General features: G+C 69.2%; 14 protein-coding genes. 6 read left to right on the forward strand and 8 right to left on the reverse strand.

Annotated elements, in window-relative coordinates; translation table 11 throughout:
• Window positions 1-3: 3 nt before the first annotated feature.
• Window positions 4-861 (reverse strand): PAQR family membrane homeostasis protein TrhA, encoded by an 858-nt coding sequence (gene trhA / locus AB4079_RS17585; RefSeq protein ID WP_441788616.1) that lies wholly within the window; start codon window positions 859-861, stop codon window positions 4-6.
• A 90-nt stretch (window positions 862-951) separates the two neighbouring features.
• Here trhA and AB4079_RS17590 point away from each other — a divergent pair, with 90 nt between their 5' ends.
• The 4 genes from AB4079_RS17590 to AB4079_RS17605 all read left to right on the forward strand — a co-directional run bounded on the left by AB4079_RS17590 (window position 952) and on the right by AB4079_RS17605 (window position 5359).
• Window positions 952-1749, forward strand: coding sequence for an isoprenyl transferase (locus AB4079_RS17590; RefSeq protein WP_441788617.1), 798 nt, complete (start codon window positions 952-954; stop codon window positions 1747-1749).
• 36 nt (window positions 1750-1785) lie between these two features.
• Complete coding sequence (locus tag AB4079_RS17595) at window positions 1786-2904, forward strand: aminotransferase class V-fold PLP-dependent enzyme (protein ID WP_441788618.1); 1119 nt, start codon at window positions 1786-1788, stop codon at window positions 2902-2904.
• 215 nt (window positions 2905-3119) lie between these two features.
• Window positions 3120-4484: a PhoH family protein gene (locus AB4079_RS17600; protein ID WP_441788690.1), complete on the forward strand. Its 1365-nt coding sequence runs from the start codon at window positions 3120-3122 to the stop codon at window positions 4482-4484.
• A gap of 422 nt (window positions 4485-4906) precedes the next feature.
• The gene (locus AB4079_RS17605; RefSeq protein WP_441788619.1) at window positions 4907-5359 is read left to right on the forward strand and encodes a MepB family protein; all 453 of its coding nucleotides are present in this window, start codon (window positions 4907-4909) and stop codon (window positions 5357-5359) included.
• A gap of 87 nt (window positions 5360-5446) precedes the next feature.
• On the opposite strand, the gene AB4079_RS17610 is transcribed toward AB4079_RS17605, so the two are convergent.
• The 5 genes from AB4079_RS17610 to xseA are packed head-to-tail and all read right to left on the reverse strand — an operon-like array spanning window position 5447 to window position 9748.
• Window positions 5447-6853: a class II fumarate hydratase gene (locus AB4079_RS17610; RefSeq protein ID WP_441788620.1), complete on the reverse strand. Its 1407-nt coding sequence runs from the start codon at window positions 6851-6853 to the stop codon at window positions 5447-5449.
• A 34-nt stretch (window positions 6854-6887) separates the two neighbouring features.
• Window positions 6888-7484 (reverse strand): carbonic anhydrase, encoded by a 597-nt coding sequence (locus tag AB4079_RS17615; RefSeq protein WP_441788691.1) that lies wholly within the window; start codon window positions 7482-7484, stop codon window positions 6888-6890.
• A 35-nt stretch (window positions 7485-7519) separates the two neighbouring features.
• Entirely contained in the window at window positions 7520-8179 is a 660-nt protein-coding gene (locus tag AB4079_RS17620) for a DUF4245 domain-containing protein (protein WP_441788621.1), read from the reverse strand.
• The gene (locus AB4079_RS17625) at window positions 8176-8454 is read right to left on the reverse strand and encodes an exodeoxyribonuclease VII small subunit (protein ID WP_441788622.1); all 279 of its coding nucleotides are present in this window, start codon (window positions 8452-8454) and stop codon (window positions 8176-8178) included. The genes AB4079_RS17620 and AB4079_RS17625 overlap by 4 nt, the downstream gene beginning before the upstream one ends.
• 10 nt (window positions 8455-8464) lie before the next feature.
• Window positions 8465-9748: an exodeoxyribonuclease VII large subunit gene (xseA, locus tag AB4079_RS17630; protein WP_441788692.1), complete on the reverse strand. Its 1284-nt coding sequence runs from the start codon at window positions 9746-9748 to the stop codon at window positions 8465-8467.
• A 109-nt stretch (window positions 9749-9857) separates the two neighbouring features.
• Here xseA and AB4079_RS17635 point away from each other — a divergent pair, with 109 nt between their 5' ends.
• Entirely contained in the window at window positions 9858-10889 is a 1032-nt protein-coding gene (locus AB4079_RS17635) for a 4-hydroxy-3-methylbut-2-enyl diphosphate reductase (protein ID WP_441788693.1), read from the forward strand.
• Between the two features lie 21 nt (window positions 10890-10910).
• Here the strand turns inward: AB4079_RS17635 and AB4079_RS17640 are convergent, their stop codons facing one another.
• Together AB4079_RS17640 and fbaA are read right to left on the reverse strand one after the other, a co-directional pair.
• On the reverse strand, window positions 10911-11534 hold the full coding sequence (locus AB4079_RS17640; protein WP_441788623.1) for a DUF6264 family protein: 624 nt from the start codon (window positions 11532-11534) through the stop codon (window positions 10911-10913).
• Between the two features lie 72 nt (window positions 11535-11606).
• A complete protein-coding gene (gene fbaA, locus AB4079_RS17645; RefSeq protein WP_441788624.1) occupies window positions 11607-12632 on the reverse strand; it encodes a class II fructose-bisphosphate aldolase in 1026 nt (341 codons plus the stop codon).
• 224 nt (window positions 12633-12856) lie between these two features.
• Between fbaA and glpX the strand changes: the two genes are divergently transcribed.
• Entirely contained in the window at window positions 12857-13858 is a 1002-nt protein-coding gene (glpX, locus tag AB4079_RS17650; RefSeq protein ID WP_441788625.1) for a class II fructose-bisphosphatase, read from the forward strand.
• Window positions 13859-14070: the final 212 nt, after the last annotated feature.

The following is a 14070-nucleotide window of genomic DNA, read 5'->3' on the forward strand; positions in this document are numbered from 1 at the left end:
GCCTCAGCCGGCGTTGTAGGCGGGGTGCATCGCGATCAGGAGCGTCGCCGTCCAATGGCAGAGGAACGCCAGCACGGTCAGCGCGTGGAAGATCTCGTGGAACCCGAAGCGCCCCGGGAACGGGTTGGGCCGCTTCATCCCGTAGATGACGGCGCCGATCGTGTAGAGGATGCCGCCGACCAGAACCAGGGTCATCATCGCTGCGTTGGCGTCGAACAGGTCGACGATGTACATCATCGCGGCCCAGCCGAGCGCCAAGTAGAGCGGGACGTACAGCCAGCGTGGGGCGTTGATCCAGAACACGCGGAAGGCGATCCCGAGCAGCGCCCCGGCCCACACCAGTGACAGCAGCAGGATGCCCTTGCTCGGCGGCAGCGCCAGGACCGCGAGCGGGGTGTACGTGCCGGCGATGAGCAGGAAGATGTTGGCGTGGTCGATGCGCTTCAGCAGGATCTTCGTGCGCGGCTTCCAGTTGCCCCGGTGATAGAGCGCCGAGTTGCCGAAGAGCAGCATCGACGTCAAAACGAATACCGCGGACGCCCACTTGGCGGGCGCGCCGTGCGCCAGCGTGATCAGGACGATGCCCAGCACGATCGTGACCGGGAACGTGCCGGCGTGCAGCCAGCCGCGCCAGGTCGGCTTGACATCGGCCGGGACGGCAGGGGAGGCGTCGAGCAGCGGGATGTTGGGCAGCTCCCCGCCGCCGTCGCGCGCTTCGCGCTCGTCCGCCTGCACGGCGGCGTCGGATGCGTTGAGCCCGATCGTCGGCTCCCGCAGGAGCTCCGCGACATCCTCGCCGGCGCGCGCACTGTCGCGCGCGCCGTTCGGGCGGGCGGGGTCCGGGCTCTTGCGAGGCGACATGCTCCCAGAATACGGGAGGAGGGTGCCGGGATGCTGTGAGCAGAGGACGCCGTGAGTCGCATCCCGTCACGGTGGCGCTAACGTAGCAGCGTGAGCAGACGAGCATCGCCGGGCAGCCGGCTGCAGGCGAGCTGGCTGCTCTACGGGCTGTACCAGAAGCGCCTGCGCCGCGACCTCAACCGCGATTCCCTGCCCAAGCACGTCGCGATGATCATCGACGGGAACCGGCGCTGGGCGCGCCAGGCCGGACTCACCACCGTCGCGCACGGGCACCGCGCGGGCGCCGCGAAGATGCGCGAGTTCCTGGAATGGTGCGACGATCTCGGCATCGAGGTGGTCACCCTCTACCTGCTGTCGTCGGACAACCTGACCAACCGCGAGAGCGGGGAGCTCGGCGACCTGATCGAGATCATCGCCCAGCTGGCCGACGATGTGTCGCACTACCGCGACTGGCGGGTGAAGCACGTCGGCCTCACCACCGGGCTCCCGGCCCGGCTGGTGGAGGCGCTCGCCGACGCCGAGCAGCGGACGGCCGACAACCATGGCATGCACATCAACCTCGCGGTCGGCTACGGCGGCCGCAAGGAGATCACCGACGCCATGCGCAGCATCGTGGCCGCCCACCACGCCGACGGTGGCAGCCTCGAGACCCTGGCCGACCTGCTGACCCCCGACCTCATCGGCGAGCACCTCTACACCGGGGGCCAGCCCGACCCCGACCTCGTCATCCGCACCTCGGGGGAGCAGCGGCTCAGCGACTTCATGCTGTGGCAGAGCGCGCACAGCGAGTTCTACTTCGTCGAGGCGCTCGGGCCGGATCTGCGCGAGGTGGATTTCCTGCGCGCGGTGCGCGACTACTCCCGACGCCAGCGCCGCTTCGGCGGCTGATTTCCGGTGCTCGTCGCCGTCCGCCAGAATCGGAGGGTGACGACGATCGAGGAGTTCGCCCGCGGCTTCGGCGAAGAAGCCGGTTATCTGGACTACGGCAGGGTCGGTCCGCTCTCGGCGACCGTGCGGGCGGAGGTCATCGGGCAGTACGAGATCCTGTCCAAGGGACGGTTCGGCACCATCGCGCGGATGGGCGAAGAGGACCAGCGGGTCCGGGATGCGGTCAGTGCGCTGACCCGGTTCCCGGCCGACCAGATCGTCTTCCAGCCGAACGCCTCCAGCGGTCTCCTGCACGCGGCGTTCGGCCTGACCGGCGGCGACGTTCTGGTGTCGCTGGCCGAGTTCCCGTCGCTCACCTACGCCGCCGAGCGCGCCGCGCAGGCGCTCCGCGTCATCACGCCTGTCTGGCTCGAGACCGACCACGACCGGGTCACGCCCGCGCGCATCCGGGAACAGCTCACGGACAGCACCGCGGCGGTCATGGTCAGCCTGGTGGACTCGCGCACCGGCTACCTGGCCGACATCGACGGCATCCGCCAGGTGATCGGCGACCGCCTGCTGATCGTGGACGCCATCCAGGGCTTCGGAGTGGTGGACGCGCCGTGGGAGGTGGCCGACGTCGTCGTCTCCGGCGGCCAGAAGTGGATGCGCGCCGGCTGGGGCACCGGCTTCCTCGCCCTCAGCGAGCGAGCGATCGACCACCTGACGCCCGTCTTCAGCGGGTGGACAGGGTCCGGGCCGGAGCAGCCGTGGGACGAGGTGCGCGAGCCGGTGCACGGCGCCGGTGCGTTCTCCGTCTCCAACCCGGACCTCGTCGCCGAGGCGCGCTTCGCCGCCGCCCTCGAAGACGTCGCCGCGGTGGGAGTGGATGCGGTCGCCGCCGCGATCTCGGGCAACGTCGAGCGGGTGCTCGACCTGGCCGACGAGTTCGCCGTGCCGGTCACCTCCTCGCGCAGCCCCAACGAGCGCGCGGGCATCATCGTCCTGGAACCGCTGCCCGACCAGCTCACCGCGCTCGGCGCATCCCTCTTCAACCACGGCGTCACCGCGTCGGTACGTGCGACGAACGCGCGGATCAGCATCCACGCCGGCACGACCGAGGAGACGCTCGAGATGCTGCGGGCGGCGTTCACGTCGTACGCGTCGCTCACCTGACGGCCGCCGGTCGGCAACCTCCAGAACTGGGGGCGAATGTTCACCTGAGCGAAACACGACACGCGGTCGCAGGAGGGGTTCGCGCTGAGCTCCGGGCGTAGTTTCGAGCCATCGGGCACCGCGCCCGATCGAGACGGCCACGTACGTTCGTTTCGAAACCAGCGGCCGTCTCGCCAGTGAGATCCGCCGGCTCCCGAGGGAGCGGCGGGGTGGGAGTGGTCGTGGCGGAAACAGCAACCCGACAGGCAGCAACCCGGTCGAACGGCGAGGCTTCGGGAGCGGCGAAGACGAGCGAGCGCACCTACGTGCTCGACACGTCCGTCCTGCTCTCCGACCCGAAGGCGATCTTCCGTTTCGCGGAACACTCGGTGGTCATCCCGGTGATCGTGATCAGCGAGCTCGAAGGCAAACGCAACGACCCGGAGATCGGGTACTTCGCCCGGCAGTCGCTGCGGAACCTCGACGAACTGCGTGTGAAGCACGAGCGGCTCGACTTCCCGATCCCCGTCGGCGACGGCGGCTCACTGCGGGTGGAGCTCAACCACTCCAACATGTCGGTCCTCCCCAGCGGAATGCAGCTCGGCGACAACGACTCGCGCATCCTCGCGGTCGCGCTCAACCTGTCGAACGACGGGCTCGCGGTCACCGTCGTCTCCAAAGACCTGCCCCTCCGCGTCAAGGCCGCCTCGATCGGCCTGGCCGCCGAGGAGTACCTGCACGAGCAGGTCATCGACTCCGGCTGGACGGGGATGGCCGAGGTCAGCCTCGGCAGCGACCAGATGGCGGCCCTCTACGACGACGAGTGGATGCGCAGCGAGCAGGCGGAAGGGCTCCCGATCAACACCGGCCTGGTCATCCACTCCGACCGCGGCTCGGCGCTCGGGCGGGTGGTGGCGGACGGCGAGGTCAAGCTGGTGCGCGGCGACCGCGACGTCTTCGGGCTGCACGGACGCTCGGCGGAGCAGCGGCTCGCAATCGACCTGCTGCTCGACCCGGAGATCGGCATCCTCTCGCTGGGCGGCCGCGCCGGAACCGGCAAGTCGGCGCTCGCGCTGTGCGCCGGCCTCGAGGCGGTGCTGGAACGGCGGCAGCACAAGAAGATCATGGTGTTCCGCCCGCTGTACGCGGTCGGCGGTCAGGAGCTCGGTTACCTCCCCGGCGACGCGAGCGAGAAGATGAATCCGTGGGGGCAGGCGGTGTTCGACACGCTCGGCGCGCTGGTGTCTCAGAACGTGCTCGACGAGGTCCTCGACCGCGGCATCCTGGAGGTGCTGCCGCTGACCCACATCCGCGGGCGGTCGCTGCACGACGCGTTCGTGATCGTCGACGAGGCGCAGTCGCTGGAGCGCAACGTGCTGCTCACGGTGCTCAGCCGGATCGGGCAGAACTCGCGGGTGGTGCTCACGCACGACGTCGCCCAGCGCGACAACCTCCGCGTCGGCCGTCACGACGGCGTCGCCAGCGTGATCGAGACCCTGAAGGGCCACCCGCTCTTCGCGCACGTCACCCTCACCCGCTCGGAGCGCTCCGCCATCGCCGCCCTCGTCACCCAGATGCTCGAGGCCAACGACCTAGCCTGACCCGCCCCCGCCGTCGAGTACACACAAACTGCACGCCGAGAGCGCTCTCGGCGTGCAGTTTGTGTGTTTGTCGAGCCAGACGAGCAGATCGGCCCGCTCCGCCAGCAGCGGGCGCACTGAGGTGTACTGCCACTCCGTCGTCCAGGAATCGGCCCCGGTGAAGCCCCGAACATCCTTCACGAAGCTGGGCCGCTCTCCCCACTCGGCACCGTGGAACAGTCCGTCGATCTCCGTGTATGGGCCGCCCGTCACTGCGGCGACCCGGCGCGGAGCGTGGACTTGCCGCTGCCCGCATCCGCCGTCGAGTACACAAAAACTGCACGCCGAGAGCGCTCTCAGCGTGCAAGTTTTGTGTACTCGACGGTGGCGGGCGTCACGAGCGGGAGGTGGGCCCGTCTTAAGGAGTGAGGGAAGGGCTGCAGATGAGCGAGGACGGATTGAACACGGACGTGGTGCTGGCGGCGGAAGCCCTCGGTATGCTGCGGTCGGAGTTGCGCCTGGACGCTGAGAATACCGGCTATGGCAGCGCGGTCAGCGGAGTCGAGGGGTGCCTCTCGCGGTTCCGGGTCGCAAGGGTCACACCGCAGAAGGCCGGGTTGTTCGTGGCGGTGTGGCGCCGAGCCGCCGACGGGGGCACTGAGCCATACCCAGAGGACGCCCAGATGCGGATGGTGATCGTCACGCGCGAGGGCCTTCGGTTCGGAGCCTTCGTCTTCCCGGCGACTGTCTTGGCTCAGCGCGGCGTCACATCCGCGGGCGGTCGGGACGGAAAGCGCGGGTTTCGCGTGTATCCGCCGTGGTCCGTCGTCGAGAGCGCCCAGGCCGTAGCCACTCAGCGCTGGCAGTGCGAGCACTTCGTCACACTGGACCACTGACGAGCGGCTGGTACACACAAACTGCACGCCGAGAGCGCTCTCGGCGTGCAGTTTTTGTGTACTCGACGGTGGGGGAGGAGGTGCGGGTCAGCCGGGGCGCGTCATCGAGAGGACGTCGAGGGCGGCGTCCAGCTGTTCCAGGGTGACCTCGCCGCGGTCGACGAAGCCCAGGTCGATGACGGCCTCGCGCACGGTGATGCCCTTCGCGACGGCGTGCTTGGCGACCTTCGCGGCGGACTCGTAGCCGATGACGCGGTTCAGCGGGGTGACGATCGACGGGCTCGACTCGGCGAACGCGCGGGCTCGGTCGAGGTTCGCCTCCAGGCCGCGGATGGTCTTGTCGGCGAGCACCCGGCTGGCCTGCGTGAGCAGACGGATCGACTCCAGCAGGGCGGTGCCCATGACCGGGATGGCGACGTTCAGCTCGAAGAGGCCCGAGGCGCCGCTCCAGGCGATGGTCGCGTCGTTGCCGATGACGCGCGAGGCGACCATGAGCACGGCCTCCGGGATGACCGGGTTGACCTTGCCGGGCATGATCGACGAGCCTGGCTGCAGGTCCGGGATGTGCAGCTCGCCCAGGCCGGTGTTCGGGCCGGAGCCCATCCAGCGCAGGTCGTTGGAGATCTTCGTCAGCGAGACGGCGATCGTGCGGAGCGCGCCGGATGCCTCCACCAGCGCGTCGCGGTTGGCCTGCGCCTCGAAGTGGTTGCGCGCCTCGGTGATCGGCAGCTCGGTCTCCTCGGTGAGCAGCTCGATGACCAGCTGCGGGAAGCCGAGCGGCGTGTTGATGCCGGTGCCGACCGCCGTGCCGCCGAGCGGGACCTCGGCCACGCGGGGGAGGGCGGCCCGGATTCGCTCGATGCCGTAACGGATCTGGGCTGCGTAGCCGCCGAACTCCTGACCGAGGGTGACCGGTGTGGCGTCCATGAGGTGCGTGCGTCCGCTCTTCACGGCCTCCGCCCACAGCTCGGCTTTCTCTTCCAGCGCGACCGAGAGGTGGTCGAGGGCCGGGATGAGCTCGTCAGTGAGCGCGCCGGTGACGGCGATGTGCACCGAAGTCGGGAAGACGTCGTTGGATGACTGCGACGCGTTGACGTGGTCGTTCGGGTGCACCGGACGGCCCAGGCGTTCGGACGCGAGGTTCGCGAGCACCTCGTTCATGTTCATGTTCGACGACGTGCCCGATCCGGTCTGGTAGACGTCGATCGGGAACTCGGCGTCGTGGGCGCCCGCGGCGACCTCGTCAGCCGCCGAGGCGATCGCGTCCGCGACGTCCTGGTCGAGCACCCCGAGGCGGGCGTTCGCCAGCGCCGCCGACTTCTTGATCCGGGCGAGCGCGGCGATCTGCGCGGGCTCCAGCACCGAGCCGGAGATCGGGAAGTTCTCGACCGCTCGCTGCGTCTGCGCGCTGTACAGGGCGTTCTTCGGGACGCGCACCTCGCCCATCGTGTCGTGCTCGATGCGGTACTCGGCGTCCGCCTGGGTGTCCACCACGGTGTGTATTTCCTTTCTGTTGGCGGAGGTTGCGTCAGTCGCGCAAGCCGACGACGACGTCGGGGACGACCCGGCCCTCCGCGAGCCGGTAGTTGGCGCCCACGACCGCGAGAGTGTTCTCGGCGACCGCGGAGGAGATGATCTCGGACTGTGCGAGCAGTTCGGCGACGGTGTCGCGCAGGTGCTCGCGGCCCACCTCGCTGGCGTCGACGGCCGCCGGGTCGACCGCACCGTCGCCCACCACGCGGCGCACGGCGGGGACGATCGGAGCGATGAGCTGCGCGATGTGCGGCGGGAGCGGCTCGGCGTCCTCCGCCTGAGAGCCGATGGCCGCCGCGACGGCGCCGCAGCTGTCGTGGCCGAGCACGAGGATGAGCGGGACGTTCAGCACCGCGACGGCATACTCCAGCGAGCCGATCACCGAGCTCGACACGACCTGCCCGGCGTTGCGTACGACGAAGGCGTCGCCCAGGCCCATGTCGAAGATGATCTCGGCCGAGAGGCGCGAGTCGGAGCACCCGAAGATCGTCGCGACGGGGTTCTGGCCTCCGGCGACCGACTCGCGGCGCTCCACATCCTGATGCGGATGCTGCGGCTCGCCCGCGATGAAGCGGGCGTTGCCCTCGAGCATGGAAGTCCAGACCTTACCGGGGCGCGTGGTGGGCACTACTTGTCTCCTCCGAGTGAGTGGATCTGACCGGCGAGCGAGGACGCCACCGTGCGGAACTCCGTGTCGTCGGCTGTACCGAAGACGACGATGGTGCTGTGGCCGGATGTGGTGACGAGCGCGTAGGCGACGTTCCCGTTGTCCGAGCCCGACTTCCGGTTGTCGTAGACATCCCAGGTGACGCCGTCGATGTCGCGGGTGCCCGCGATGCGGGACTTGTCGACCTGGTCGGAGACCCAGCTGTCGTTCGCGCCGAAACCCTGCGTGATGCCGATGAACTGCTGCTTCGGCGTGATCAGCCCGATGTACCAGGAGTCGACCTTGTCGGCGGTCTTGGTGCGCAGTTCAGCGTTGTTCGATTTCCAGCCGGACGGCAGCTTCGGCACCAGGAGGGCGTCCGGCTCGCTGCCCTGCGCCTGCTGGACGATCGACGGGTAGTCGACGGGTGGTGTTGTCGCCGTCGGATTGCCGCGCGGCACGACGAGCACGATCACCGCGACCAGCGCCAGCGTCGCCAGGAGCGAGTAGACGAGGTTGTTGATCGTCTGGCGGTTGCGGTGGTTCGCCGAGTTCACGGCCTTGCGGTCTGCGGTCTCTTGCGGAGTCTCGGGGCGTCCGAGCTCGGCGACGACCGCCGGTGGTTTGTCGCGGGGGCTCATTCGCCGTCGAACGCTCCCGAAGTCTGCGGCGTTCCGGAGGACTGCGCCGTTCCGCCACCGGCGCGCGCCGCGTCGAGCCGCGCCTTCGCGCCGATCAGCCACTCTTCGCAGTGCCGGGCGAGTGCCTCGCCGCGTTCCCACAGCGCAATGGACTCTTCCAGCGTCGTGGCACCCTGCTCGAGCTCCGTGACGACGCGGATCAGCTCATCGCGTGCTTCCTCATAGCTGAGGGCGCTGAGCGGATCCCCGGCAGGGGAGGTCGAGGTGGTGGGCATGGCATCCATTCTATTTGGCCCGCTGTACGCTCGCTGGTCGTCCGGCCTCAGTTGTGGATGACTCCGTGTGCCCGGCGGGTGAGGAAACTTCTTCGCCGGCGGTGGCGGCGATCGAACCGCCGGAGACCGTCAGCCTGAGTGTCGTGCCTTCCGGCGCCTCGGCGGGGTCGGTGACCACGTGGCCCGCGGCGGTCTGCACGATCGCGTAGCCCCGGTCGAGCGTCCCCTGCGGCGACAGGGCGCGCAGCTGACCGCGCAGCTCGGCGACACGGGTGCTCTCGCGCTCGACGCAACGATCGACCAGCTCGGTGCCGCGGGCGACGTAGCGGGTCAGCTCCTCGGCGCGGGCGTCCACGATCCACGACGGGGATGCGAGCACCGGCCGGGTGCGCAGGTGGCCGATCCGGTCGATCTCGTGCGCGATCATGTTCGTGACGCGCATCCCGATGCGGGCGCGGGCCTGTTGCACGCGAGCCAGCTCCTCCGCCACATCCGGTACGACGCGCTTCGCGGCATCCGTCGGGGTGGACGCGCGCAGGTCCGCCACCTCGTCGAGCAGCGGTCGGTCGGCCTCGTGCCCGATCGCGCTCACGATCGGCGTCACCGCGTCGGCCGCCGCGCGCACGAGTCGTTCGTCGCTGAAGCCGAGCAGGTTCTGGAAGTCACCGCCGCCGCGCGCCACGATGATGACCTCGACCTCCGGGTCGGCGTCGAGCGTCCGGATGGCCGAGACGACCTCTGTCACCGTCCGGTCGCCCTGCACCGCCGCGTGGACGACCCGGAAACGCACCTGCGGCCAGCGCAGCTGCGCGTTGCGGAGCACATCCTTCTCGGCGTCCGAGTCTTTGCCCGTCACCAGGCCGATCGTGTGCGGGAGGAAGGGGAGGCGCTTCTTGCGCTCGGCGGCGAACAGACCCTCGGCGGAGAGCTGCTGCCGGAGCCGCTCCAGGCGCTCCAGCAGGTCGCCGAGGCCGACGTGCTTCATGTCGTAGACCTGCATGGTCAGGGTGCCGCCCTTGACCCAGAAGTTCGGCTTGATCGCCGCAACGACACGGTCGCCCTGCTTCAGGTCGGCAGGGATGCGCGCCTTCACCGACGACCAGATGGTGAAACTGATCGTGGCGTCCTCGTCGAGGTCTTTGAGCTTGCCGTAGACGTTGCCGCCGGAGGTGCCCCACTGGGTGATCTCGCCCTCGACCCAGGCGGTGCCGAGGCGATCGATCCATCCCTTGATCTTGCTGTTCAGCAGCGCGACGGGCCACGGCGCGTCGACGGTCGGCGGGGCCGCCTGCATGGCCACCGTCGTCGGTTGCGCCGTCGTCTGGCTCACCGCGCCCTCCCATTCCGTGTTCAGCGTGCTCACGTAGGATCGAAGGGTGAGCGACGCAACCATCAGCCTCCCGATGCCGCGCATTCCCGGCGCCAGGCGACGGCTTCAGGATAACCCGGTCGTCGGACACAAGAAGGTCCTGCTGGCAGCGCCCCGCGGCTACTGCGCCGGCGTCGACCGCGCCGTGATCGCCGTCGAGAAGGCGCTCGACCTCTACGGAGCGCCGGTCTACGTGCGCAAGCAGATCGTCCACAACGTGCACGTCGTGTCCGAACTGGAGCAGCAGGGCGCCATCTTCGTCGACGAGGTCGATGAGGTGCCGACCGGTGCGCACGTCGTCTTCTCGGCCCACGGCGTTTCCCCGGCCGTCGTCAACGCTGCGGCCGACCGTGGCCTGCGCGCGATCGACGCGACCTGTCCGCTGGTCACGAAGGTGCACCGCGAGGCCGTGCGGTTCGCGCGCGACGACTTCCAGATCCTGCTCATCGGCCACGCCGGTCACGAAGAGGTCGAGGGCACCGCGGGCGAGGCGCCCGACCATGTGACCCTCGTGAACGGTCCGGACGACGTCGACCGGATCGAGGTCCGCGACCCGGACAAAGTGGTCTGGCTCTCGCAGACGACCCTGTCGGTCGACGAGACGATGGAGACGGTGCGCCGCCTGCGGGAGCGCTTCCCGAACCTGCAGGATCCGCCCAGCGACGACATCTGCTACGCCACCCAGAACCGCCAGGTCGCGATCAAGAAGGTCGCCGAGCAGGCCGAGCTCGTCATCGTCGTCGGCTCCGCCAACTCCTCCAACTCCGTTCGCCTCGTCGAGGTGGCGCTCGAGTACGGCGCGAAGGCGGCCTACCGGGTCGACTACGCGACCGAGATCCAGCAGGAGTGGCTCGACGGGGTGTCCTCGATCGGAGTGACCAGTGGTGCCTCCGTGCCCGAGGTGCTCGTGCAGGAGGTGCTTGACGACCTCGCCGGCGCAGGTTACCGCGATGTGGAGAAGGTCAAGACGGCGGAGGAAGACCTCATGTTCTCGCTGCCGAAGGAGCTCCGCAAGGACATCAGCGGCAAGCAGGACTCCCGGGCGCTCGGCGGCCGCAGCCGCTGACGACGCGGCGGTTCCCGACGCCTACGGCGTCTGCGTGGGCGTCGTCGTGCCGCTGTAGAACCCGAGAAGCACCGGGTCGGTGGCGAGCACCGCGCCCGCGAAGATCAACAGGACGACCATCGCGACGATTCCCGCGACCAGGGGCACCCAGAACGCGAGCCGGCGCTTGACCAGGAGCATCGCGGCGATCACCGCGGAGACGACCCAGATGAGCGCCATGGTGATGGAGCCCACCAGCACCAGCGTGCCGACGATGGGCGCCGGGGTGTAGTCGCCGAGGCCGTTCGTGCTGTGCAGCAGCTGCATCGACGCCGGGATCGCCTGCAGCGAAGCGATCGAGTACGACATCCCGAAGAAGCCGAAGACGGCCAGCAGGATGGTGAGCGTGAGGTTCCAGGTCGGCGCGGCCTGGCCGAGACGCGCCTGCTCGCCGGGCGAATGGATGGGCGCGCCCGGGTGCGGGGGCCGCACGCCTGAGAGGGGTGCGCCGACGGGCGGCGCGGTGGTGTCGTCCTCGCGCTCCAGCGGCCGCGACGTGTCCAGCCGGTCGGCGTCCGCCGGGGGATGCCACACCCAGCCGGGCGGCGCGAGCTCCCCGAACTGCGGGCGCGGCCGCTCGTCCGGCTGCGGTTCCTGCTCGGCCATCCCGGCCGCCTCCTCGCTGGTGCTGGTGCGTGTTCCGGGCGGCGGAGCCTCGGACGCCGCCGCCTGGTGCGACTACTTGCCGGAGTGACCGGCCGAGCCGAGCTGCTGCGTGGCCTCGACGACGCGCGCGGCCATGCCGGACTCGGCGACCTTGCCCCAGGCGCGCGGGTCGTAGATCTTCTTGTTGCCGACCTCGCCGTCGATCTTGAGAACGCCGTCGTAGTTCTGGAACATGTAACCGGCGAGGGTGCGCGTGAAGGCGTACTGGGTGTCGGTGTCGATGTTCATCTTCACGACGCCGTTGCGCACGGCCTCCGCGATCTCCTCGTCGGTGGAGCCCGAGCCGCCGTGGAAGACCAGGTCGAGCGGCTTCGGGCCGTGGCCGTACTTGGCGGTCAGGCCGTCCTGGATCTCCTTCAGGAGTTCCGGGCGCAGCTTGACGTTGCCCGGCTTGTAGACGCCGTGAACGTTGCCGAAGGTGAGTGCGGCCATGTAGCGGCCGTTCTCGCCGAGCCCGAGGGCCTCCACTGTCTGGATCGCGTCGTCGAGCGTCGTGTAGAGGTGCTCGTTGATCTCATGGCTGACGCCGTCCTCCTCGCCGCCGACGACGCCGATCTCGACCTCGAGGATGGCGTTGATCGCCTTCGTGCGCTTGATCATGTCCCGCGCGATCTCGAGGTTCTCGCCGAGCGGCACCGCCGAGCCGTCCCACATGTGGGACTGGAAGATCGGGTTGCGGCCGGCCTTCACCTCCTCCTCGGAGGCGGCGATCAGCGGCAGCACGAAGTCGTCGAGCGCGTTCTTCGGGCAGTGGTCGGTGTGCAGCGCGACATTGATGGGGTAGTTCTTGGCGACCTCGGTGGCGAACTTGGCGAACGCGAGTGCGCCGGTCGCGCGGGCCTTCACGCTCTGGCCCGCGAAGTAGTCGGCACCGCCGGTGGTGACCTGAATGATGCCGTCGCTTCCCGCCTCGGTGAGACCCTGCAGCACAGCGTTGATCGTCTGGGACGACGACACGTTGAACGCCGGGTAGGCGAAGCCGCCGGCCTTCGCTTTGTCGAGCATTTCTGCGTACTGGTCCGGCGTGGCGATGGGCATTGCAGCTCCTAGGGAAGGGGATGTCGAACGCCCTCATCATACCGGCGCGCCCGGCGGCCGACCGTGGACTCCTCGTTCGGCGATCAGGGTGCCATGGACGGGTGGACGTCTGTGCAGATCCCCTCCCGGCGCGTGAGGTGGCCGATACACTGGCAGCGTCCGGCAGCGATGCCTCGCGCCGGTATCGACGACTCGTGTTCCGTATCCGTCCGGGAGGACCCATCATGACCAGCACCGACAGCGCGTCCCATTTCACACATCCGGACCGGAACCTGGCGATGGAGCTGGTGCGGGCGACCGAGGCGGCGGCCATCCGGGCGACGCCGTGGATCGGGCGCGGTGAGAAGAACGCGGCGGACGGCGCAGCGGTGGATGCGATGCGCAAGTTCCTCGGGACGGTCAACTTCGACGGCGTGATCGTGATCGGCGAGGGCGAGAAGGACAACGCGCCGATGCTGTTCAACGGTGAGCACGTCGGCAACGGCCGGGGGCCGTCGGTGGACATCGCGGTGGACCCGATCGACGGGACATCACTGACGGCTGCCGGGCGTCAGAACGCGGTGTCGCTGATCGCGGTGTCCGACCGGGGAACGATGCTCGACGCGTCGAGCGTGTTCTACATGTCGAAGATCGTCACCGGCGCCGAGGGCCGCGGTGTGGTGGACCTGTCCCAATCGGTCGGTGACAACATCCGCGAGCTGGCGAAGGCGAAGGGGAAGCCGGTGGGCGAGATCCGGGTGGCCGTGCTGGACCGGCCGCGGCACGCGGAACTGATCGAGGAGATCCGCGCGGCCGGCGCCGGCACCCGGCTGATGCTGGACGGCGATGTCGCCGGCGGGATCAATGCGGCGCGCTACGAGTCCAACATCGACATGTGCATCGGCGTCGGCGGCAGCCCCGAGGGTGTCACGACGGCCTGCGCGATCAAGGCGCTCGGCGGCTTCATGCAGGCGCGGCTTGCGCCGAAGGATGATGCGGAGCGCGCACAGGGGATCGCCGCGGGCCTCGACATGGAGAAGGTGCACAGCGCCGACGATCTGGTGAAGGGCGACAACACGTTCTTCGTGGCGACCGGCGTGACCGACGGCCAGCTGGTGGCGGGTGTTCGGCGCAAGGGCCCGATCATTCGCACGGAGTCGATCGTGCTCCGCTCCAAGTCCGGTACTGCCCGCCGCGTGATCGCCGACCACCTGGCCGAGAAGTGGCTGGAGCCGGACCAGCTCTAGCGGGTCGGCTGGGCGACGTCGAGTCGTGAGTCGTTGCGGCTATTCGACGCGAGTTGCGACTAATTGTCGCGACTCGCGGCGTCGTCGGTGAGAGGGCGCGGCGGTCGGGTGACCCAGCGCCGGCCCCGGCGTGGCTCCGGACGGCGAGGCGTGAGTCGTTGCTGCTATTCGCCGCGAGTTGCGACGTCTTGTCGCGACTCGTGGACCGACGG

Source organism: Leifsonia sp. 2MCAF36 (assembly GCF_052115525.1).
Classification (GTDB): Bacteria; Actinomycetota; Actinomycetes; order Actinomycetales; family Microbacteriaceae; genus Leifsonia.

Bases quoted from the DNA above. Each gene is read 5' to 3' on its own strand.
- trhA (WP_441788616.1), bottom strand. From the start codon at position 861: ATGTCGCCTCGCAAGAGCCCGGACCCCGCCCGCCCGAACGGCGCGCGC.
- AB4079_RS17625 (WP_441788622.1), bottom strand. From the start codon at position 8,454: ATGCCCACCACCTCGACCTCCCCTGCCGGGGATCCGCTCAGCGCCCTC.
- AB4079_RS17640 (WP_441788623.1), bottom strand. From the start codon at position 11,534: ATGGCCGAGCAGGAACCGCAGCCGGACGAGCGGCCGCGCCCGCAGTTC.
- AB4079_RS17635 (WP_441788693.1), top strand. From the start codon at position 9,858: ATGCCGCGCATTCCCGGCGCCAGGCGACGGCTTCAGGATAACCCGGTC.
- glpX (WP_441788625.1), top strand. From the start codon at position 12,857: ATGACCAGCACCGACAGCGCGTCCCATTTCACACATCCGGACCGGAAC.
- AB4079_RS17620 (WP_441788621.1), bottom strand. From the start codon at position 8,179: ATGAGCCCCCGCGACAAACCACCGGCGGTCGTCGCCGAGCTCGGACGC.
- fbaA (WP_441788624.1), bottom strand. From the start codon at position 12,632: ATGCCCATCGCCACGCCGGACCAGTACGCAGAAATGCTCGACAAAGCG.
- AB4079_RS17605 (WP_441788619.1), top strand. From the start codon at position 4,907: ATGAGCGAGGACGGATTGAACACGGACGTGGTGCTGGCGGCGGAAGCC.
- xseA (WP_441788692.1), bottom strand. From the start codon at position 9,748: ATGCAGGCGGCCCCGCCGACCGTCGACGCGCCGTGGCCCGTCGCGCTG.
- AB4079_RS17615 (WP_441788691.1), bottom strand. From the start codon at position 7,484: ATGCTCGAGGGCAACGCCCGCTTCATCGCGGGCGAGCCGCAGCATCCG.